This is a genomic window from Huintestinicola sp., from assembly GCF_050874005.1.
Taxonomy (GTDB): Bacteria; Bacillota; Clostridia; order Oscillospirales; family Ruminococcaceae; genus Huintestinicola.
This window is the reverse complement of record NZ_JBNMJV010000028.1, coordinates 1-22,234: the sequence shown is the minus strand read 5'-3', so window position 1 is coordinate 22,234 and position 22,234 is coordinate 1. Positions and strand designations below refer to the sequence as shown.

Below are 22,234 nucleotides of genomic sequence, written 5' to 3'. Positions count from 1 at the left end.
AAAGCGCTCCGAAAACGCTCGGAGCGCCTTATTACATATTCCGAAGTTATTTCAGCTCAACAACAGTAACGCCGTCCTCGCCCTCGCCGAAAACTCCGCTTCTGAAGCTCTTAACCGATGGGTGAGACTTGAGATGACGCTGTATTCCCTGCCTGAGAAGTCCCGTTCCTTTGCCGTGAATGATGGTGACAATGCCTGCATTCACCATAACAGCGTTGTCGATAAATCTGTCCACCTCGTGGATACCCTCGTCCACCGCACAGCCTCGTATATCAAGCTCAAGTGAGCTTTTCCTCTCAAGCTTGCCGCTTACGCCCACCTTGGAAACGCCACGGGCAGGAGCGGCTTTTTTATTGCTGACCGTAACCTTGTCCTCCTCGGCAAGCCGCAGGTGACTTACGTTGGTCTTGGTTTTCATAATGCCCACCTGAACGAAAACATTTCCGTTGCTGTCGGGGTCGCTTGCAAGGATACCCTTTTTGCCGATATCCGCAAGGATAACGTTGTCTCCACGCTTGTAGGGACGTGGCGGCTTGTACTCTTTCAGCTCACGCTTGCGGACAGGATTTGCCTCGTCGTACATCTTGTCAAGAGAGGAACGGCTCAGCGATTTTGCGGAAGCGGAACGCTTGTCGAATGCTTCCCTGTTCCGCTCCTTTCTGATATCCGAAAGCTCGTCAAGCAGCTTCTCCGACTGCATACGGCAGTTTTCCACGATACGCATTGCCTGTGTGCGTGCCTTTTCAAATTCATCGTCCTTGCGGGCTTCAAATTCCTCTTTTGCCTTTTCAAGAGCGGCTTCCTTTTCCTCCGCTTCTTTTCTCAGCCTTGCAAGCTCGGTGTTCTGCCTGTCAAGGGCTCTTCGTGAGGCTTCAAGCTGTGCCACTACTTCTTCAAAGCGGCGGTTGTCATCGGAAACAAGTGCTTTCGCATTTGAAATGATGTCCGAGGGAAGTCCCAACTTTGATGAAATGGAAAATGCGTTTGATTTTCCGGGAGAACCGATTATAAGCCGATATGTGGGCTGTAATGTCTTAACATCAAATTCGCAGGAGGCGTTCTCAACGTTTTCACGTTCAATGGCAAAAAGCTTTAATTCCTGATAATGGGTGGTAACGAATATCCTGCTGCCCTTTGCCATAAGCGCCTCGATTATAGAAACCGCCAGCGCCGCACCCTCAACGGGGTCTGTACCCGAGCCAAGCTCATCTATGAGAATGAGAGAGCTTTCGTCCGCAGTTTTCAGTATCTTCACCACATTGCTCATATGGGAGGAGAATGTGGAAAGGCTCTGCTCGATGCTCTGCATATCTCCGATATCCACGAGAATGTGGCGGAATACGGAAATTTTTGTGCCGTCGGACGCAGGTACCATCATACCGCACATTGCCATAGCGGTGAGAAGTCCCGCAGTTTTCAGCAGAACGGTCTTACCGCCCGTATTGGGTCCCGTAACGATAAGGGTGCCGTAATCCTTGCCTATGGAAATATCCACGGGAACTACCTTGTCCGCTTCAATAAGGGGGTGACGGGCTTTTTTAAGCTCAAGTACGCCGTCGTCGGATATCTCGGGAACGGTTCCCCTCATCTTTGCACCAAGGTTTGCCTTTGCAAAGTAAAGGTTAAGCTCGGCGCAGGTGAGATAATCCCTCTTCATAGTCTCCGCACAGGAAGCGCAGTCGGAAGAAAGCTCGGAAATGATGCGCTCTATCTCCTCCTGCTCTCTGCCCTGGAGCACTCTTATATCGTTGTTTGCCTCCACAACCGCTTCAGGCTCGATGAAAAGTGTGGAACCCGTAGCCGATGAAGCGTGTACGATACCACGCACATTTCCCTTGTACTCCGCCTTTACGGGGAGAACATATCTGCCGTCACGAACGGTGACGATATTGTCCATCAGGGATTTCTGAATATCTGCGGAGCGAACCATCTTGTCAAGGCTCTCTCTGATACGCACTCCTGCCTGAGCGATCTTCCGTCTGATATTTGCAAGCTCGGCGCTGGCAGTATCGGCTATCTCGTCCTCGGTGAGAATGGCGTTCTGTATCTTGTCCTCAAGCCACTTGTTAGGCGAAAGCTCCGCAAATAAGGGGTCAAGAACAGTCTCAACATCTCCGCAGGAAGCGTGATAATCCGTAAGCCCTCTTATCTGCTTGAGCATTGAGCAGATGTCAAGAAGCTCACGAAGGGACAGGCTTGCCCCCGACTGCGCTCTTTGCAGAGAACCTCTCACGTCCTTGAAATTGTAAAAAGGAGGCGTTCCGAATTTCACCGAAAGGTCAAATGCGTCCTCAGTCTTTTTAAGGCTCGCTTTTACTTTAAGGGTATCCGTCTCAGGCTCGAGAGCGGCTATCATTCGGCGTGTTTCATCGTTTCCCGCCTGCTCAGAAAGCATATCGAGAATTTTATGTAATTCTAAGGTTTCAAAATGTTTATTCATAAGTCATTTTCCTCATTAGTCGATTGTGTATCTTCATTATTTTCGGGCATAGCTATGCTGTTATAAAAATCCAGCGTTTTAAAATGCCTGTCGAAATGCACCTGTGCATACAACTCGCTTATGTAGCCAAGCTTCAGGAGCGCATCACCCGACACCCGAAAGTTAAATATCCTGCTCATATCCGAAAGGCATACGAACCGTATCGCCTCGAACATTCCCGCAGTAACGTCAACATTGTATTTATCGTGATAGACCACCCTTGACTCCATATGGTCATAGCAGAGAAAAATCCCCCGTTTTATCAGAAAGCAGAGTGTGCAGTCCGAACGGTAACATTCGTCACAGCCAAGGAGATTTGGCATCATTCCCAGGTCTGCCGCTATCCTCATCTCAAAGACGAATTTCACAAAAGCACAGTCCGCACCCTTTTCCGAAAGCAGGTACAGACTGTTCATAAACAGCCTGTACACGTCCTTTGCGGACTGTCCCGAGGTAACGGTATAGCTTATCATCTCAGCCATATAAGAGGCAAGGCTCAGCCTCTGCATATCCAGACGAAGCCCGTAAAAGGTCTTCACAGGCTCGCAGCTGTTAAGGTAATATCTCCCCGAACGTTCATTGAAGCAGTATTTTGCGCAGGCGAAGAGCTGGGTGGAGGAATTGCTCTTTGAGTTAAGCTTCTTGGCTCCCTTGACGGAAATGTCCACAAGCCCCATATCGGGGGAAAGTATGGTTATATAGCGGTCATTGTCCCCCGCGTCCCTGACGGATATCACCGCTCCCTCCGTCGTTATGAGCATTGTCACTCACTTCCCTCAATATGGGCAGAATTCTACCCCCGATTCCCTTGTAGCTGAGATAATCAGCCACACGTCCGCTGTTTTCAAAGGTGTTCCATTTTGTATCGGAAAACTGTTCAGTCATAGCATAAGCCTCCGTTTAAGGTGTTATGTTATAATTATTTCCCGACCGTATTTTTATATTACTTGGTATTATTTGATAATCCGAAATTGCGGATAAGACCCTCTCTGTTGCGCCAGTCCTCCTTGACCTTTACCCAGAGCTGTAAATTTACCCTTATCCGGAAAAATTCCTCAAGCTCCTCACGTGCCATTGCGCCAATCTTCTTGAGCATAGCTCCGCCCTTGCCAATGACCATTCCCTTGTGTGAGTCTCTCTCACAGAAAATGGTTGCGGAAATGTTTAAGATATCCTCGCCGCTTCGGGTAACGCTCTCGTCAAGCTGCTCAATCGTAACGGCAATGCCGTGAGGTATCTCATCGTGCATAAGTATCATTACCTTTTCCCTTATTATCTCGGACATAATGACCTTTTCGGGCTGGTCTGTCACCGAGTCCTCGGGGAAATAGTGAGGAGCGGGCACAGCAAGCTTTCTGACCTCCTCCTTTAAGATATCAAGTCCGTCATTTTCCGAAACGCTGACGGGAATGACAGTATGGAAATCCATAAGCTCCGAAAACTCGGCAATGCGCTCTGCCGCCGCTCCCTTGTCGTCAAGCAGGTCTATCTTGTTTATAAGCAGGATAACGGGTGTCCTGTCGCCCTTGAAGCCTTCTATTGCATTGCGGTCAATATCGTTGATTTTCTTTGTCACGTCCGCAACGTATATAATTGCGTCAATGCCCGTAACAGACTCCTGCACCGCCCTGTTCATATGCTCGCCAAGCTTGTTTTTGGCGATCTGAATGCCGGGGGTGTCAATGAAAACATACTGTATCTCACCCTCGGTGAGAACGCCCGTTATCTTTGTACGGGTGGTCTGAGGCTTTTCCGTCACCATAGCTATTTTCTCGCCGATAAGCGCATTCAGCAGGGAGGATTTTCCCGCATTGGCACGTCCTGCAATTGTTACAAATACCGATTTAGTCTCCATAAAAATATATCTCCGTTAAATTCATTACTTTTTCTTCTTTATCCCAAATACAAACAAAAATGCGGTAACCGCCCAGACTGCCGCTCCCATTAAAGCAATTGGACGACGGGCGAAAAATTTCCCTATCTCGGCAAATACCGCCCTGTCCCAGAATATCACAAATCCGCATACTGCGGCGCATACAGACATCACAAGCACAGCACCTGCAGCGCAGTCCTTTGCAGCCTTTGCACCGGGACTTTTTTCCGTACTGTACATATCCACAGCATTCTCCACCGCCGTATTTATAAGCTCGGCGGAGATAACGCCCCCGATACAAAGAAATATTACGCATTTCTCGACAGCCGTAAGGTCGTAAAATCCCATAAAAGCAAGAACCGTCACAGCGGCGCACAGATGAAACCGGATATTTCGCTCCCGTTTTATCCCGTGAACGATGCCTGAAAAAGCGTATGTAAACGCCTTAAAAAATGCTTTAAGCTCAGACTTCATCTGGTGTGAAGCTCTCGTCACGTGAAATGCCCAGCTCTCCGAGGATAGCCTCCTCTTTCTCACGCATATTTGCAGCGTCGAGAGCGGAGGTCTCGTGGTCGTAGCCTAAAAGGTGGAGCATAGAATGAACGGTAAGGAAGCCCACCTCTCTCTCAAGAGAATGACCATAGGTCTTTGCCTGCTTTACGGCGGTCTCCATAGAAATGACCACATCGCCCAGAAGCAGCGCTCCCGTTTCCTGATTTATGTCGTAAACTCCGTCCTCGCCTAAAGGGAAGCTCAGAACGTCGGTGGACTTGTCCTTGTTTCTGAACTGCTTGTTAAGCTGGCGTATCTCTGCGTTATCCACAAAGGAAACGCTTACCTCTGCATCATTTCCGAAATGCTCATATGCAAGCACAGCCGCACAGCATTTTCTTACAAGAAGTCTCAGTCCCACAGGGATCTTTACGCTTTTCTGATTATTTTTGATGTATACCTTGAGCTTTGGCATTTTTATCTCGTCCTTTCCATATCTTTCCAAATATTGACCTTTTTATTCCAATTTTTTCAAAATTACTTCTTTCTATCCTCATATGCTTTTTCATAAGCCTTGATGATGTCCTGCACAAGCTTGTGACGTACCACGTCCTTTTCCGAGAAACGGGTTATGGCGATATCGTCGATATTTTTAAGCACGTTCATAGCGTCTACAAGTCCCGATTTTCTTGCATCGGGGAGATCTATCTGAGTTACGTCGCCGGTGATGACCATTTTGCTGTTAAAGCCAAGTCTTGTAAGGAACATTTTTATCTGCTCCCTGGTGGTGTTCTGAGCCTCGTCAAGAATAATGAATGCGTCGTCGAGAGTTCGTCCTCTCATATATGCAAGAGGTGCTACCTCAATGCTGCCCTTTTCCATATATTTTGCAAAGGTCTCCGCTCCCATCATATCAAAGAGTGCATCATACAGGGGTCTGAGATATGGGTCTACCTTATTCTGCAGATCGCCGGGCAGAAATCCAAGCTTCTCACCTGCCTCCACCGCAGGACGGGTGAGGATTATCCTTGTGACCTCGTGATTTTTGAATGCTTTGACAGCCATTGCCACCGCAAGATAGGTCTTACCCGTACCCGCAGGACCTATTCCCATAACGATCGTATTTTTGCCGATAGCGTCAACATACTTTTTCTGTCCGAGAGTCTTTGCCTTCACGACCTTTCCCGATGATGTGACGCATATGCCGCCGTCTGTGAGCTTTACGGCTTCATCAAGGGAATTTTCCTCAACCATAGAGAAGATATAACGGAGACTCTGGTCGTTTATGACCTCGCCCTTGTCTGCCATTTCCGCAAGAGCCTCAACAGCTGCACGGGCTTTGTTTACATTCTCCTCCTCGCCGCTGATACGGATATCATTGCCTCTGCTGAGAATGACCACGCCGTACTGCCGCTGGATAATATTTACATTTTCATCGAATTTGCCGAACAAAGAAATAATGCTGTTCATTGATGTCACATTTACCGTTGCTTCTGCCACAAGCTTCACCCCGAATACATATTAGAAAAAATTTAATCAACTTATATTATAACACATATTATAAAAAAAATAAAGACTATCTGAAAAAATTATGCAATTCTTTTTTGATAATAATGTATTATTGTGGTATAGCGGGTCTGATACTGCATATAGAGATCGCTATTGTGATAAAAAGATGAAATTTTGGAGAGAGTTGATTTCTGACTGTTGCATTTTTATCAAAATTATGTTATAATAAAAATGTTTATAATGCAAATATATGAAATATTTTTTAAGAAAGGATGAGGCGAATGGCGTCACACTACAGTTTTTCACAGGTAACTCCGCAGATTGAAAAGCTTGCCGATATGTGCGTAGGCAACGGCAGGATAGACCCCGAGCTGTACGGCAAATACGAGGTGAAAAGGGGTCTGAGAGACATTAACGGCAAGGGAGTTCTTGCAGGTCTTACGGAAATTTCCGAGATAGTCTCCTATACAGTCGAAGACAACGAGATGATACCCTGCGACGGCAGACTTTACTACCGTGGATACAGCATAAGCGACCTTGTGGCGGGCTTCGGGAAGGACAAACGCTACGGCTTTGAGGAAGTTACCTATCTTCTTCTTTTCGGAAAGCTGCCGAACGCAAAGGAACTTGAGGAGTTCTGCTCCCTGCTGGCAGATTACAGAAAGCTGCCTACTACCTTTGTAAGAGATATTATGATGAAATCTCCCAGCAGCGATATTATGAACAGCATTTCAAGGGGCGTTCTCACCCTGTTTTCATACGACGATTATCCCAATGACACATCTATCCCCAACGTTTTAAGACAGTCTCTTGAGCTTATCGCCCTTATGCCTCTTATCGCAGTTTACGGCTATCAGTGCAAGAACTATTACCTTGACGGCGAAAGCTTTATTATCCATCAGCCTGTGCCCGAATATTCCACAGCACAGAATATCCTTCATCTCCTCCGCCCCGACAGCAAGTTTACAGAGCTTGAGGCAAAGGTCCTCGATATCGCTCTTGTGCTTCACGCTGAGCACGGCGGCGGAAACAACTCCACCTTCACCACCCACGTGGTAACATCTTCGGGAACCGATACCTATGCGGCAATTGCGGCGGCTTTAGGCTCTCTCAAGGGACCCAAGCACGGCGGCGCAAATGTAAAGGTTACGGCAATGTTTGAGGATATGAAGCAGAACGTTTCCGACTGGACCGACGAAAACGAGATAACCGATTATCTCACAAAGCTTTTACACAAGGAAGCCTTTGACAAGGCAGGTCTCATTTACGGAATGGGTCACGCAGTTTATTCCATTTCCGACCCGAGAGCAAATATTTTCCGCAGCTTTGTGGATAAGCTTGCTGTGGAAAAGGGTATGGAAAAGGAGCTTGAGCTTTATCATCTGGTCGAAAGACTTGCTCCTCAGGTCATTGCAAAGGAGCGCCACATCTACAAGGGCGTTTCCGCAAATATCGACTTCTACAGCGGCTTTGTTTACAGTATGCTGGGAATTCCTATGGAGCTGTACACCCCTCTCTTTGCTATCGCCAGAATTTCGGGCTGGTCAGCTCACCGCATTGAAGAGCTTGCAAACGCAGGCAAAATAATCCGTCCCGCTTACAAGAGCGTAAGCGGTCACCGCACATATGAGACACTTGGAGACAGAAAATGAGAATTACAGAACTTTTAGATCCCGATGACTGCCGCATTGAGGAGGCTCTCTCCCTTGCGGCGTGGGTATTTGATGAAATAGAGGCTCCGATGTATCCCCCTGAGGGCAGAGCGCATTTTATGAGCTTTGTTAACGGCAAGGATCTCAGAGACCGTATCGCTTCAGGCAATTTCAAGGTATATATATGCTGGGAACAATGCAGCATTGTGGGAATGATGGCGATAAGAGACGGCAGCCATATAAGCCTTGCCTTTGTTGATAATGAGCATCGTGGCACAGGCATAGGTAAAGAGCTTTTTGAACGCATTGCCGCCGACCACCCCGATACGGCATTTACCGTTCACGCCGCCCCCCTTGCAGAGGAATTTTACCGTAAGATGGGCTTTGCCCCTACGGATATGGAGCGGCTTGAGGACGGAATAATGTACATTCCGATGGAAAGAAAGCCTTGATTTTTCCCAAAGAATATGATATAATTACGGCGTATTCTTTATTCCGAGGTCTGATATGAAAAACAAGCTGTTAAAACAAATCGTAAGCTTTGGCATTGTAGGAGTCCTGAACACCCTTGTAAACCAGGTCATATATATGATATGCGTGGCTTTGGGAATGCATTATCTTGCTGCAAGCATTATCGCATTTATTATAAGCGTCCTCCACGCATATTTGTGGCAGACCAAGGTGGTCTTCAAAGAGGACGAGAATATGGAGAAGCGGGTATGGTGGCAGGTACTTCTGAAGACCTATGCCGCATACGCATTTACGGGGCTTTTCCTGAATAACGTTCTGCTCATCGTATGGATAGACCTGCTTAAAATTGACCGTTTCACGCCTCCACTTACAGAGCTGTTAAGCAGCTTCGGCATAAGTATGGACAACCACGAGCTGGCGGTGGACATTGCTCCCCTGTTAAACATCTGCATAAATGTTCCGCTGAATTTTGTCATAAACAAATTCTGGGCATACAGACAGAAAAAAACAGCTGATAATAATGAATGAACGCTGCCTGCAAAGCAAAATACAGCTTTGCAGGCAGCGTTTTTATTTACTGTCTTTTTCCTTTAACGAATCCAGATACCCCTCTCCCCAACCACACATTGCGTCAAGTACGGGTATGATCGTCCTGCCCAGGTCGGACAGGCTGTACTCCACCTTCGGCGGCACCACGGGATAGACCGTTCTGATGATAAGTCCGTCCCTTTCAAGGTCACGAAGCTGCTGGGCAAGCATTTTCTCCGTTGCCCTCGGGAGCAGCCTTTTAAGCTCCCCGAACCTTTTTATTCCGTCTGTCAGATGCCATAAAATTACCGACTTGTATTTTCCGCCTATCAGTTCGATGGTAGCCTCCACAGGGCAGTTAAAGCTGCTCGGACAGGTTTTCATATCACATCATTCCTTTATACTTACTTTTTTGACAGTACATTACAATAAAGTGCGTACTTGTCAAAAATAAATTATGCTGATATAATTATACTATGATCGATCAAATAAATCAAGGAAAGAAAAGGTAATTATTATGGAATTTTTACAACTTGCAGAAAAAAGATGCTCTGTCAGAAAATATTCATCAAAGCCCGTAGAGGACGAAAAGCTTAATATGATACTTGAAGCAGGGAGAATTGCCCCCACCGCCGCAAATTTTCAGCCCGTAAAGGTCATTGCTGTGCGAAATAAGGAAAGCCTTGAAAAGCTCGGCAGGGCTGCAGACATTTACGGCGCTCCCCTTGCGCTCATCGTCCTTGCCGACCGCTCCAAAGCCTGGACAAGACCCTTTGATAAAATGCAGACAACGGACATCGACGCATCTATCGTCACCGACCATATGATGCTTGAAGCGACTTCTCTCGGGCTTGGAAGCGTGTGGATATGCTACTTTAAGCCCGACATTCTTCGGGAGGAATTTAGTATCCCCGAAAACTTGATCCCCGTAAATATCCTTGCTGTGGGATACCCTTCGGAGGATAACCAAAAATCTCCAAAGATACGAAATCCCATTGACAGCTTTGTGTGCTATGAAAAGCTTTGATAAGCTTATCTGCGAATGAAAAATGGTCTGCCGTAGTTATCTGCGGCAGACCGATTTTTGTTATTTGACAGATTTTAGTCAAGCTCTCTTATATGTCTTATCCTGCTGAAAACAATGCAGACGATAACTCCTGCAATGCCGAGAAAGAAAAACAGCATTGCCGCACCGGAGCCTTTTCCGCTTCCGAAAAGCGTATTGAAGAGGGGTATGGAATTATTTCCCATAAATGGCTCAAACACCCTGTCAACAAGCAGTCCCCCGAGGAAATAGCCTACGGGAATGGTGAAAAACTGCAGGGTGTTCCTTGCGGAATAGACCCGTCCCTGCATTTTGACAGGTATATTTGTGCGGAATATCACGTCCAGATTTGCGCCCATCAGAGGGATACATATCCAGCCGAGAATTGCTCCTATACACCATACAAAGGGTGTTCTGCCGAATGCAAGCAGGAAATTTTCCGTACTCATTGACAGAAAAAGGCAGCCGCATATGACTCTCACCCTGCTTTTGGGCTTCGGCACAAGAACGGCGATAACGCTGCCTCCGAGAGTCGCAAGTCCCACGCAGGAATTGACTATTCCAAGAGCGGTCTCTCCGCTTTTTGAAAGTACCATCGGGGCGAGTGCGGCTTCATACATCGAAGCGATAAGGTTTATTGCCGCAAGAAATAAAATGAGCCACAATATGCCCTTGTTGGTTTTAAGATATGTAAGTCCGCTTTTTGTCTAGCTGAAAAAGCTTTCCTTCTCATCGCTGCTTCTTTCCGGTTCGGGAATTTTTATAAAGAAAAGCAGAACGAGAAACGCTGCCGCAAAGGTAGTGAGGTCTATAAAAATCACGCTCTCAAGCCCTCCGAACGCCATTACCGCCGCCGCAAGGGCAGGGGTGAGGATAGAGTTCAGAGAATTTGAAAATGACCTCATTGCGCTGACCTTCTGATAATGCTCCTTTGGTGAGAGCATAGTAACGGCAACGTCCGAAGCAGGCTGCTGAACTGTGTTCATAAGCCCGTTCAAAGCGTTGATAAGATACAGATGCCATACCTCAAGGCGCCCCGTTTTAAGCAGGATAAGCACCGTAACTGTGCATACCGCCGCAAAGCTGTCGCATATGAGCATAACGGCTTTTTTATTCCATCTGTCGCTTACGGCTCCCGCAAAAATGCTCATAAGCACGTAGGGCGCATAGGAGCAGACCGTCAGTAGTGCAGTCTGCAAAGCCGAGCCGCTGTCCCCATAGAGCCATATTACCAGAGCGAAATTTGTCATTGCGCTCCCCAGTGCGGAAAGGGACTGGGTGAGCCATAACAGTATAAAATTTTTAAGTTCCTTTAAAGTGTTCATATAACCTTGCTCCTTTGAAGTGATTTTCCTTTCAAAATATGCAAGGTCTGACGGCTTCGCTATGAACCTATTCTTGTCTCTATGCAGTCCGTCATTCCTTGCATAGAGCTGTGCAGCTGCAGAGTATCATTTTATTTCACTCCCTATAAAAGTTCCTCTCCCCCTTTCGGAAGAGAGGAACATATTCAAATTATCAAAGCTTCCAAAGCTCCTCGGCATACTGTCTTACAGTTCTGTCGGAGGAGAATTTGCCTGCGCAGGCAATGTTCATCCAGCACTTCTTGCTGAATGTGTTTCTGTCCTTGTAATCGTAAAGCGCTCTGAGCTTGGTGTCAACATAGCCCTCAAGGTCTGTGAGGAGGAAGTAGTTATCGGGCTTGTGCCAGCTTGCGCCGTTGATAAGGGAGCTGAACAGCTCGCCGAACATTCCTGTGTCGCCGTCGTTGAAGGTGCCGTCAACAAGGGTGTTGATAACTCTCTTGACACGCTCGTTTCTGTTGTATATCTTCTCCTTGGGATTGTAGGTGGGACGAACAACATCAAGCTCCTCAACTCTTGCGCCGAAGATATACTCGTTCTCCCAGCCTGCCTCTTCAACGATCTCAACATTCGCACCGTCATATGTGCCGAGGGTAACAGCGCCATTGAGCATAAATTTCATATTGCCTGTACCCGAAGCCTCAAGACCTGCTGTAGATATCTGCTCGGAGATGTCTGCTGCGGGAATGAGTTTCTCGGCATAGGAAACGTTGTAGTTCTGAACGAAGATGACCTTGAGCTTATCCTTTGTGGCAGGGTCGTTGTTAACAAGCTTTGCTATCTCGTTGATATACTTGATAATGCCCTTTGCTCTGCGGTATGCGGGAGCAGCCTTTGCGCCGAAGATGAATACGGTGGGCTGGAGGTCGGGAAGTCTGCCGTCCTTTATCTGGAAATAAAGATCCATAATGGAGAATGCGTTCAGAAGCTGTCTCTTGTACTCGTGGAGACGCTTTACCTGGATATCAAATACCCAGTCGGGAGAAAGTTCGATGCCCTCGTGCTTTTTGATATATTCGCAAAGCTGTACCTTCTTCTCACGCTTTATCTGCATAAAGCGGTCGATGACAGCCCTGTCGTCAACGAATTTTTTAAGCTCGGAAAGTCTGTCCAGATCGGTCTCCCAGCCGCCGCCGATCTTCTCGGTGATGAGTGCGGAAAGCTCGGGGTTGCACAGTCCCAGCCAGCGGCGGGGTGTGATGCCGTTGGTCTTGTTCTGGAAACGCTCGGGGAAGATAGCATACCAGTCCTTGAGTACGTCATTTTTCAGTATCTCGGTGTGGAGAGCCGCAACGCCGTTTGTGTGAGAGGAAGCAAATATTGCCATTCTTGCCATATGGATAACGCCGCCGTCCACGATAAGCTTGGAATTTATCTGCTCCTCGGTCTGACCGATAGATCTGAGATACTTTTTCAGATGATCGTTTATCATAAGGATTATCTCGTAAACTGTAGGGATAACGCTCTTGAACAGGTCAATGTTCCACTTCTCAAGAGCCTCGCCCAGAACGGTGTGATTGGTGTAGTTGCAGGTCTTCTGAACGATGTCGAATGCTTCTTTGAAGGAAAGACCTTCCTTGAACATAAATATCCTGATAAGCTCGGGAATCGCAACGGTGGGGTGGGTATCGTTGAGCTGGATAGCATAGCACTCAGCGAAATGTGAGAAATCGTCGCCGTACTTTGCCTTATAGCGGCGGATAATATCCTGTATCGAAGCGGAAACGAAGAAATACTGCTGCTTGAGTCTTAAACGTCTGCCCTTGTCGGTATTGTCGTTGGGGTAGAGAACGTCGTTGATAGCATCAGCCATAATATTACTTTCGGACGCACCGATGTAATCCTGATTGTCGAATTTATAGAAATCAAAGCCCTTTACGCTTTCAGCCTGCCAGAGACGGAGGGTGTTCACAGCCTTTCTGTCAAAGCCGATGATTGGTGTATCGTAGGGAACGGCCTTGACGGTCTGGTCGGCAAATTCAACGATAACAGCGTCATTTTCCGCTCTTACGCTCCAGGCGTCGCCGTAATCAAGCCAGGGATCAGCAGACTCCTGCTGGAAACCGTTTCCGATAGATTGCTTGAAAAGTCCATACTTATATCTGATACCGTAACCGTTTAAAGGGATATCGCAGGCTGCTGCGGAATCGAGGAAGCAGGCTGCCAGTCTGCCCAGACCGCCGTTTCCGAGAGAGGCGTCCTCTATTTCCTCAAGGCAGGCAATGTCAATGCCGTTTTCGGAGAAAATCTCCTTGGCGGTGTCAAGAAGTCCTGCGCAGTAGAGATTGTTATAGACCGCTCTGCCCATAAGAAATTCTGCGGAAAGATAGTATGCTCTGCGCTTCCCGTTATGTCTTTCCTCGGTCTCGTTCCAGAGAGGGATAATGTCGCTCATAACGGCTCTTGCAGCCGCATTGTGCAGCTGACGGGGAGTGGCGTGCTTTATATCCGTTCTCCCGTCCACAAGCAGATTTTCGCTGATCTTTGAAGTAAACTGTGCCTTATCCATAAAAAATATGATCCTCCTATTATTAAAATTGTCCGAAAAATCGGAGATATGACGTACATAATATATTTATTTTAACACATTTACCGTATCAAATCAAGGACTATGAGCATAATACGGTATTTTTCACAGTTTTTTTGCAAATAATATGGCAGATTAGTCAATGCTTTTTTGTCATTTTTCACAAAATAAATATAAAATTCAGAAAAAAATATTTTTTATGCTCCGTTCTGATGATATAATTATATGAATACGAGCTGAAATTATTATTTTTGGAGTGAAATAAAATGGCAGAATCAAAAACAAATGCAATGCGTATCCTTGACAGGGCAAAGATAAAATATGAGGTGCACACCTATCCCCACATTGAGGGAGAAGCGGTGGACGGCGAAAACGTGGCACGTCTTACGGGTCAGGACCCTGTCAAGGTGTACAAGACCCTTGTGACAAGAGGGGCATCTAATCCCTCACGAAATTTCTACGTGTTCGTTATCCCCGTTCAGAAAGAGCTTGATCTGAAAAAAGCTGCAAAGGCGGTGGGTGAAAAATCCGTCGAGATGATACACGTCAAGGAAATAAACGGCATTACGGGATATATCCGTGGCGGCTGCTCCCCTATCGGTATGAAAAAGCAGTTTCCCACCGTATTTTACAAGGACGTTTCGGCGCTTGGCACGGTGATAGTCAGCGGCGGAAAAATAGGACTTCAGATAGAAGCCGCACCCTCGGACATTATCAGGCTTATCGGTGCGAAAACTGAGGATATCTGTTTTTAACAGGATAGATTTTTACGATTTTTGTAACGGTTAAGTTATATAATAAATATATGGACAATGCTAAAATGTACTTACATCATCTGAATTAAAAGGACGGTTTTTTACTATGGAAATAAAAGGCTTTACATACGGCTGGGACAGCCACAAGGGAATGCTCGGAACAGAAAAGGCAAATGAGTCAATAAAGACTATGGCGGCAATGGGCGGCAACTGGGCGGCTCTTGCCTTTGCCGTTACTCAGGAGAGATTTTTCTCCACACGCTTCGGCTTTGATTACCGCCGCACCGACACCGACAGGGAGATAGAAACTGCCGTAAAGCAGCTCAAGGAAAGCGGTCTCAAGGTATGCCTCAAACCTATCCTCAACTGCGAGGACGGCACCTGGAGAGCGAACATCACATTTCCAGAAAGAGAGTTCCCTGTTTATGACGAAAACGGCAGGCTCAGAAGCTACTGGAACGAGTGGTTTTCCTGCTACACCGCATTCATCTGCCACTATGCGGAAATTGCCGAATACACAGGCTGCGAAATGCTCTGCATAGGCTGCGAGATGATAGGCACCGAGCACAAGGAAGAGTTCTGGAGAGAGCTTATCAGGCAGGTTCGGGAGATATATCACGGTCCTCTGGTATACAATGCAAATCACGGCAAGGAGGAAAACGTTAAATGGTTCGACGCTCTGGATTACATCGGCACGTCGGCATATTATCCCGTTGAGAGAGAGGGCGGCGCTTCTGCCGATGAAATGACTGCGGCTTGGGAATATCACAAAAAGGGACTCAAGAAAATAGCGGACAAGTTCGGCAAGAAGATAATTTTTATGGAAATAGGCTGCCGCAGCGCAAGAGGCTGTGCCGCTATGCCCTGGGATTTCGTTCACAGAGAATTTCCCCGTGACGAGGACGAACAGGCGAATTTCTATGAGAGTGCGCTGAGAGCAATGTGGGACGAGCCTTATTTTGCAGGATTTTTCTGGTGGGACTGGGAAACAAACCTTATGCCCGATGATAAAATTAAAGATGACATCGGCTTCGGCATTCACGGCAAAAAAGCTGAAAAGGTGCTGACAGAATGGTATTCGGGCAGGAATTAACAAACCGTTTTTAAAATTTCACACAAAGGTTAAAAAATATTTATCATCATCTATAGTCAAACGGGGAAAAATATGATATAATTAAAGTAAATATTTTTCCCGGAGGTTCGACTATGCTTTCAGATATCGAAATTGCGCAGCAGGCGCATATGAAAAAAATTAACGAGATCGCCGCTTCTCTCGGAATTCCCGAGGAGGAGGTTGAGCCCTACGGTCACTACAAGGCAAAGCTTTCGGAAAAGCTTTTTGCCGATACTGCAGATAAGCCCGACGGAAAGCTTATCCTTGTCACCGCCATAAATCCCACCCCCGCAGGCGAAGGAAAGACTACCGTTTCGGTAGGTCTCACCGAGGCTATGGCAAAAATTGGCAAGAAGGCTGTTCTTGCACTTCGTGAGCCTTCATTAGGTCCTGTTTTCGGCATCAAGGGCGGCGCTGCAGGCGGCGGATACGCTCAGGTAGTTCCTATGGAGGACATCAATCTCCATTTCACAGGCGATATGCACGCTATCACCGCTGCAAACAACCTTCTCTGCGCTCTCCTTGACAACCATATGCAGCAGGGCAACGAGCTGATGATAGACCAGCGCAGAGTAATGATCGACCGCTGCCTTGATATGAACGACAGGGCACTCAGAAACGTGGTCATCGGTCTTGGCGGAAAGGTAAACGGCATACCCCGTCAGGACAGCTTCCGCATTACTGTTGCAAGCGAAGTTATGGCTATACTCTGCCTTGCTTCCGACCTTGACGACCTTAAAAAGAGACTTGGCAGCATTCTTATTGCATACAACCTTAAAGGCGAGCCCGTTTTTGCCCGTGACCTGGGGGCAGAGGGCGCTATGACTGCACTTCTCAAGGACGCTCTCAAGCCTAATCTTGTTCAGACGCTTGAAAATAATCCCGTTTTAATGCACGGAGGTCCTTTTGCAAATATCGCTCACGGCTGCAATTCCGTAAGAGCCACAAAGCTTGCTTTGAAGCTTGGCGATTACTGCATTACCGAGGCAGGCTTCGGCGCCGACCTGGGTGCGGAAAAATTCTGCGACATTAAGTGCCGCTTTGCAGGTATGAGTCCCGACTGCGCCGTTATTGTTGCAACAATTCGTGCGCTCAAATACAACGGCGGCGTTCCAAAAGCAGAGCTTTCCGAGGAAAATGTTGCCGCTCTGGAAAAGGGTATGATAAACCTTGTTACTCATATCGAAAATATGCGCAAATTCGGACTTCCCGTTGTTGTTGCCATCAACCGCTTCGGCACCGACACAGATGCTGAGATAGCTGCTGTGGAAAAGCTCTGCGGCGAAATGGGAGTTCCCGTTTCACTTACCGAGATATTCGCAAAGGGCGGCGAGGGCGGCATTGACCTTGCAAAGAAGGTCTGCGAGACTATCGAAACAAAGCCTGCCCGATTCAAACCTCTTTATGACACCGAGCTTTCCATCAAGGAAAAGCTTAATGTAATTGCAAAGGAAATTTACCGTGCGGACGGCGTTATCTTTACGGCTCAGGCTGAAAAGGCTATTGCTGAGATTGAAAAGCTGGGCTTCGGAAATGCTCCTGTATGCGTTGCAAAAACTCAGTACAGCCTCTCCGACGACGCTTCAAAGCTTGGCAGACCCGAAGGCTTCTCCATTACAGTACGTGACGTGAAGCTTTCTGCAGGCGCAGGCTTTGTGGTTGCCCTGACAGGAGATATTATGATAATGCCCGGTCTCCCCAAGGCTCCTGCAGCAATGAAGATCGACTGCGACGGAAACGGAAATATCAGCGGATTGTTCTGATTTTCCATTGCTTTCCAAACGTTACTAAAAATTAACAATAATGTCTGATTTTTGTAACTTTTAGCAAATATAATAAAAATAGAGGTATTTTGTTATTTTAGTTTATACAATAACACAACATTAAGGAGAAAAAAGGTATGTCTGTTGAAACTATGAAGGTTCTTATCTGTGACGATTCGATCCTTGCACGAAAGAAAACCAAAACAGCCCTTAATCAGCTTGGCGTTACTCAGGTTTTTGAGGCTGCCGACGGCGAGCAGGCTATAGCCGCTTACAAGGAGCATCAGCCCGATATCACCCTTATGGATATCGTTATGCCCAAGGTGGACGGAGTTGAAGCTCTGAAAGCTATCCTTGCGGTAAATCCAAAGGCTAAGGTAGTTATGGCTTCATCTGTGGGTACCCAGGAAAATCTCAAGGAGGCTATCAAGGCAGGAGCATTTGACTTCCTTCAGAAGCCCATCTCGGAGGAGCAGATCAAAGCCCTTATCAGCAAGGCTGCAAAGTGATCTTCACAGCCACAGAGCGAAAGGAATGAAATACGTATGTTTACCCAGTTTTTCGGAAATTATCTTTTAAATAAAGGTCTCGTTGACACAAAGCAGCTTGCGGACGCTCTGGCAGTCCAGAAGCAGACCCGTCCCAGACTGGGCGTGCTTGCTATCAATGCAGGCTATATGACAGCTGAACAGGTTGATTTGGTCCACGCAGAGCAGCAGCGTGTTGACAAGAGAATTGGCGATATTGCCTGCGATATGGGCTTTATGACGCACGAGCAGGTCGAGGAGCTTCTCAGCTCTCAGGGTGCGGCTCATCTTCAGCTGGGTCAGGCTCTTGTTAACTCGGGTGCTATGACAAACGCTGCATTTGCCGACGCACTTAACAGCTATAAAAACGAGAACAGCCTTAACGACGTTGATTTCAGCAGCGGCAGCGGCGAAAAGATCGACGAACTGATAAAGAAATTCTACAATTTCTCCGATGACAGCCGCAGCGCATATCTTACCGAATACATAGCTCTGCTTTTCAAGAATATTATCCGCTTTATCGGAGACGATTTTACTCCTTTGGCTTCACAGAAGCTTTCCGAGGTCAAGACAGAGCTTGCGGCAGTTCAGAAGATCGATGGAAACTTCTCCTGCGCTACCGTTATCGACGCTCCCGAAAAGGCTTATCTGGGCTTTGCTTCACGTTATGCAGGCGAGGAGCTTACAGAGCTTGACGAAATGGCTCACGCTTCCTGCGGAGAGTTCTTAAATCTTCACAACGGTCTTTTCACCGTTAATGTTTCCAACGAGATGAACACCGAGCTGAAGCTGCAGCCTCAGGATTATCTTGAAAAGGGCAGCCTTTCGGGTGAGATATATGTTATCCCGCTTGTGTTCCCCTTCGGAACAGTTTCTTTTATGGCTGTGCTTTGATAAAATAAAATGATATCGGCAGCCGCTGACAGGGGGTATTGGTAATGTTATGTTATCTTTACCGCCGGGCGGCTGCTTTTCTATACTGACATTAAGGAGTTTTTCATATATGAAAAAGCTTTTGTTTGTGTATAACCCACATTCCGGCAAGGGTCAGATAAATGAACATCTTGCTGAAATAATCGACATTTTCACTAAGGGCGGCTATGAGGTCACGGCTCACCCCACTCAGGCAAGAAATGACGCATATGATACCGTAAGATCCCGTGCAGGGGATTTCGATCTGGTGGTTTGCAGCGGCGGTGACGGCACCGCAAACGAAATGATAAAAGGAATTATGGACGGCGGTCATCACGTTCCCGTGGGAACTATCCCCGCAGGCACTATGAACGATTTCGCCACAAGTCTCGGTATACCAAGGTATATGCCCGACGCTGCACGTACCATTGTGAACGGCACTCCGGAATTTGTGGACGTGGGTGCTTTCAATGACAGATATTTTACCTATGTTGCCGCTTTCGGAGTGTTTACCGAGGTAAGCTATGCTACCGACCAGCAGCTGAAAAACTCTATCGGCGCTCTTGCATACCTCATCGGTGCGGTCAAGGAAGCTGCGCAGAAATCCGACCTGAGCCACAAGTACACCCTGACTATCGAATGTAACGGACAGACAGTCACCGACGATTTTATTTACGGAATGGTGGCAAATTCCCTGTCGGTGGGCGGCATAAAAGGGCTTGCAGGCAAGGATATCCGTATGAACGACGGACTTTTCGAGGGGCTTTTCATCAAGAAGCCTGCAACTCTTATCGAGCTTAATCAGATACTTGCGGCTCTTATAAAGCACGAATTTGACTCGCCGTTTATCTATTATTTCAAGTCATCCGAGTTCCATTTCCACGCCCACGAGGATATCCCCTGGACGCTGGACGGGGAATATGGCGGCAACTGCCCCGATATCAGCCTTTGTCCCCTGCACAACATTATGCGGATAATGGTGGATAAAACTAAGTGTCTGGGTCTTGACAGCAATGAGGAAGAATAACATTTCCCGAAAGGAAGGTCACAATTTATGAACACCGGTCTTGAAACGGCAGCAGCCCGTGCTGAGCAGCTCAGAAAAGAGATCGAGCAGCACAATATAAGCTATTACGTTATGGACGACCCGACGGTGGACGATTTCACCTACGACAGTCTTATGAACGAGCTGAAAGCCATTGAAGCTGAATATCCCCAGCTTATAACCGAGGACTCCCCCACAAAACACGTTGGCGGATATGCTCTCAACACCTTTGAAAAGGTGACCCACGCTGTTCAGATGGGAAGCCTGCAGGACGTTTTTTCAAAAGCAGAGATATGCTCATTTGCGGATAAGTGCCGTGAGACTCTGGGAGAGACTCCCCTTTTCACAGTTGAACCGAAAATTGACGGTCTGTCCGTTTCTCTGGAATACACAAACGGCGAATTTACGAGAGGTTCTACCCGTGGAGACGGATTTGTGGGCGAGGACGTGACCGCAAATCTGAAAACCATTCGCTCCATTCCCAAAAAGCTAAAAGAGAATATTCCTTTCCTGGAGGTGAGGGGCGAGGTATATATGCCCCGCAAGTCATTTGAGGAGGTTGTGGAGCAGCAGGAGCTGGACGGGGAAAAGCCCTTTAAAAATCCCCGCAATGCTGCGGCAGGCTCACTCCGACAAAAAGACCCGAAGATCACCGCAAAGCGAAAACTTGATATCCTCATTTTTAACATTCAGCAGATCGAGGGCAGGGAAATTTCCTCTCACAGGGAGTCACTTGAGCTTTTGAGAAGTCTCGGATTTCACGTTATTGACGATACTCCCGTTAAAACGAACGAGGAGCTTACCGAACAGATAGACAAGATAGGAAACAGCCGTGACAGTTTTCCTTATGACATTGACGGTGCCGTTGTCAAGATTGACAGCTTTGCTCTCAGAGATATTCTCGGTGCAACAGCCAAATTCCCCAAATGGGCGGCGGCTTACAAATATCCCCCCGAAGAAAAGGAGACAAAGCTTCTCTCCATTGAGGTAAATGTGGGCAGAACAGGTGCCATTACCCCGACTGCGGTTTTTGAGCCTATTCAGCTGGCAGGCACTTCGGTAAGCAGGGCGGTGCTCCACAATCAGGAATTTATCTCGGAAAAGGATATCCGCATAGGAGACACCATTCTTGTGCGGAAGGCAGGCGAGATAATCCCCGAGGTGCTGCGCTCGGTTGCTCACGAGGAGGGTTCTGTTCCCTACAGGCTGCCCGATGTATGTCCCGTATGCGGCACGGCGGCGGTGAGGTTTGAGGACGAGGCGGCGCTCAGATGTCCAAACACCGAATGTCCTGCCCAGCAGTACAGAAATATCATTCATTTCTGCTCAAAGGGCGCTATGAACATTGACGGAATGGGTCCTGCGGTCATAAAGGCTCTTCTGGACAAAAAGCTTATCGAAACGGCGGCGGATATTTATTCACTTAAAGCCGAGGATATTGCAGGGCTTGAGCGAATGGGCGAAAAGTCGGCAGCTAATCTGATAAATGCCATCGAGGAGTCTAAGAACGCTCCGCTGGACAGGGTGATCTTCGCTTTGGGTATCCGCAACATCGGCGCTGCGGCGGCAAAGCTCCTGTGCGCCAAATTCGGCAGTATTGACGGGATAATGAACGCTACCGAGGCGGAGATATCCGAGATAGACGGCTTCGGCGGAGTTATGAGCAGCAATGCGGTGAAGGCGTTTTCCGAGCCTCATTTCATTCATCTTATAAATCGTCTGAAAGATGCGGGCGTGAAGATGGAGTACAAAAAGGAAGCCAAGGACGACCGTTTTGCAGGTCTTACCTTTGTTCTTACGGGAACTCTCCCCACCCTCAAGCGTGATGAGGCTAAAAAGATCATCGAAAGCTTCGGCGGCAAGGCAAGCGGCTCTGTTTCTAAGAAAACAGACTACGTTCTTGCAGGCGAAGAGGCAGGCAGCAAGCTTGTGAAGGCACAAGAGCTTGGTATAAAAATAATTTTCGAAGAGGAATTCATCAAAATGACGGAATGAATTATATAAGCAGCAAGCCCCGGGAAGAAAGTTTCCCGGGGCTTCAGCTTGTCGATAAAGTGGAGAAATGAAAAAAGTTGCACAAATAAACATAACACTAAAAGTTTCGCTCAAGCCTTTTCCAAAGGCTTGCAGGTTTCCAAAGGGCGGCGCCCTTTGGTCGCCCTCCGCAGAGGGCGAAAT

The 22,234-nt window shown here is 47.4% G+C and carries 20 protein-coding genes and 1 pseudogene; 11 read left to right on the top strand and 10 right to left on the bottom strand.

Annotation, left to right across the window (positions count from 1 at the left end; genetic code table 11):
• Positions 1–46: 46 nt before the first annotated feature.
• From ACR0QN_RS09880 to ACR0QN_RS09850, 7 genes are all read right to left on the bottom strand, one after another.
• On the bottom strand, positions 47–2,440 hold the full coding sequence (locus ACR0QN_RS09880; RefSeq protein ID WP_432651047.1) for an endonuclease MutS2: 2,394 nt from the start codon (positions 2,438–2,440) through the stop codon (positions 47–49).
• Positions 2,437–3,240 carry a DNA repair protein RecO gene (gene recO / locus ACR0QN_RS09875; protein ID WP_432651046.1) on the bottom strand — a complete coding sequence of 268 codons (804 nt, stop codon included), beginning with the start codon at positions 3,238–3,240 and terminating at the stop codon, positions 2,437–2,439. The genes ACR0QN_RS09880 and recO overlap by 4 nt, the downstream gene beginning before the upstream one ends.
• Entirely contained in the window at positions 3,185–3,364 is a 180-nt protein-coding gene (locus ACR0QN_RS09870) for a hypothetical protein (RefSeq protein WP_432651045.1), read from the bottom strand. Before ACR0QN_RS09870 ends, recO begins: the two co-directional genes overlap by 56 nt.
• A gap of 58 nt (positions 3,365–3,422) precedes the next feature.
• Positions 3,423–4,334 (bottom strand): GTPase Era, encoded by a 912-nt coding sequence (gene era / locus ACR0QN_RS09865; RefSeq protein ID WP_432651044.1) that lies wholly within the window; start codon positions 4,332–4,334, stop codon positions 3,423–3,425.
• A gap of 24 nt (positions 4,335–4,358) precedes the next feature.
• Entirely contained in the window at positions 4,359–4,826 is a 468-nt protein-coding gene (locus tag ACR0QN_RS09860) for a diacylglycerol kinase family protein (RefSeq protein WP_432651043.1), read from the bottom strand.
• Positions 4,816–5,319 carry an rRNA maturation RNase YbeY gene (gene ybeY, locus ACR0QN_RS09855; protein ID WP_432651064.1) on the bottom strand — a complete coding sequence of 168 codons (504 nt, stop codon included), beginning with the start codon at positions 5,317–5,319 and terminating at the stop codon, positions 4,816–4,818. Before ybeY ends, ACR0QN_RS09860 begins: the two co-directional genes overlap by 11 nt.
• A 62-nt stretch (positions 5,320–5,381) precedes the next feature.
• The gene (locus ACR0QN_RS09850) at positions 5,382–6,344 is read right to left on the bottom strand and encodes a PhoH family protein (RefSeq protein WP_432651042.1); all 963 of its coding nucleotides are present in this window, start codon (positions 6,342–6,344) and stop codon (positions 5,382–5,384) included.
• A gap of 290 nt (positions 6,345–6,634) precedes the next feature.
• Between ACR0QN_RS09850 and ACR0QN_RS09845 the strand changes: the two genes are divergently transcribed.
• The 3 genes from ACR0QN_RS09845 to ACR0QN_RS09835 are packed head-to-tail and all read left to right on the top strand — an operon-like array spanning position 6,635 to position 9,004.
• Entirely contained in the window at positions 6,635–8,005 is a 1,371-nt protein-coding gene (locus ACR0QN_RS09845) for a citrate/2-methylcitrate synthase (protein ID WP_432651041.1), read from the top strand.
• The gene (locus ACR0QN_RS09840) at positions 8,002–8,457 is read left to right on the top strand and encodes a GNAT family N-acetyltransferase (RefSeq protein WP_432651040.1); all 456 of its coding nucleotides are present in this window, start codon (positions 8,002–8,004) and stop codon (positions 8,455–8,457) included. The genes ACR0QN_RS09845 and ACR0QN_RS09840 overlap by 4 nt, the downstream gene beginning before the upstream one ends.
• Positions 8,458–8,512: 55 nt before the next feature.
• Positions 8,513–9,004, top strand: a complete 492-nt coding sequence (locus ACR0QN_RS09835; RefSeq protein WP_432651039.1) for a GtrA family protein — start codon at positions 8,513–8,515, stop codon at positions 9,002–9,004.
• A 42-nt stretch (positions 9,005–9,046) separates the two neighbouring features.
• Here the strand turns inward: ACR0QN_RS09835 and ACR0QN_RS09830 are convergent, their stop codons facing one another.
• Positions 9,047–9,388 (bottom strand): winged helix-turn-helix transcriptional regulator, encoded by a 342-nt coding sequence (locus ACR0QN_RS09830; protein WP_432651038.1) that lies wholly within the window; start codon positions 9,386–9,388, stop codon positions 9,047–9,049.
• Between the two features lie 133 nt (positions 9,389–9,521).
• On the opposite strand from ACR0QN_RS09830, the gene ACR0QN_RS09825 reads away from it, so the two are divergent.
• Complete coding sequence (locus tag ACR0QN_RS09825) at positions 9,522–10,031, top strand: nitroreductase family protein (RefSeq protein WP_432651037.1); 510 nt, start codon at positions 9,522–9,524, stop codon at positions 10,029–10,031.
• 74 nt (positions 10,032–10,105) lie between these two features.
• Here the strand turns inward: ACR0QN_RS09825 and ACR0QN_RS09820 are convergent.
• Together ACR0QN_RS09820 and ACR0QN_RS09815 are read right to left on the bottom strand one after the other, a co-directional pair.
• Positions 10,106–11,374 (bottom strand): annotated as a pseudogene (locus ACR0QN_RS09820) (MFS transporter).
• Positions 11,375–11,567: 193 nt separating this feature from the next.
• Complete coding sequence (locus ACR0QN_RS09815; RefSeq protein WP_432651036.1) at positions 11,568–13,922, bottom strand: glycogen/starch/alpha-glucan phosphorylase; 2,355 nt, start codon at positions 13,920–13,922, stop codon at positions 11,568–11,570.
• Between the two features lie 284 nt (positions 13,923–14,206).
• On the opposite strand from ACR0QN_RS09815, the gene ybaK reads away from it, so the two are divergent.
• From ybaK to ligA, 7 genes are all read left to right on the top strand, one after another.
• Positions 14,207–14,695 carry a Cys-tRNA(Pro) deacylase gene (gene ybaK, locus ACR0QN_RS09810; RefSeq protein ID WP_432651035.1) on the top strand — a complete coding sequence of 163 codons (489 nt, stop codon included), beginning with the start codon at positions 14,207–14,209 and terminating at the stop codon, positions 14,693–14,695.
• A gap of 106 nt (positions 14,696–14,801) precedes the next feature.
• Positions 14,802–15,788: a glycoside hydrolase family 113 gene (locus tag ACR0QN_RS09805; protein ID WP_432651034.1), complete on the top strand. Its 987-nt coding sequence runs from the start codon at positions 14,802–14,804 to the stop codon at positions 15,786–15,788.
• Positions 15,789–15,901: 113 nt separating this feature from the next.
• Entirely contained in the window at positions 15,902–17,572 is a 1,671-nt protein-coding gene (locus ACR0QN_RS09800; RefSeq protein WP_432651033.1) for a formate--tetrahydrofolate ligase, read from the top strand.
• 137 nt (positions 17,573–17,709) lie between these two features.
• Positions 17,710–18,081, top strand: a complete 372-nt coding sequence (locus ACR0QN_RS09795) for a response regulator (protein ID WP_432651032.1) — start codon at positions 17,710–17,712, stop codon at positions 18,079–18,081.
• Positions 18,082–18,117: 36 nt separating this feature from the next.
• Positions 18,118–18,993, top strand: a complete 876-nt coding sequence (locus ACR0QN_RS09790) for a chemotaxis protein CheX (protein ID WP_432651031.1) — start codon at positions 18,118–18,120, stop codon at positions 18,991–18,993.
• 109 nt (positions 18,994–19,102) lie between these two features.
• On the top strand, positions 19,103–20,038 hold the full coding sequence (locus ACR0QN_RS09785; RefSeq protein WP_432651030.1) for a diacylglycerol/lipid kinase family protein: 936 nt from the start codon (positions 19,103–19,105) through the stop codon (positions 20,036–20,038).
• 27 nt (positions 20,039–20,065) lie between these two features.
• Positions 20,066–22,051, top strand: coding sequence for an NAD-dependent DNA ligase LigA (gene ligA / locus ACR0QN_RS09780; RefSeq protein ID WP_432651029.1), 1,986 nt, complete (start codon positions 20,066–20,068; stop codon positions 22,049–22,051).
• Positions 22,052–22,234 lie beyond the last annotated feature (183 nt).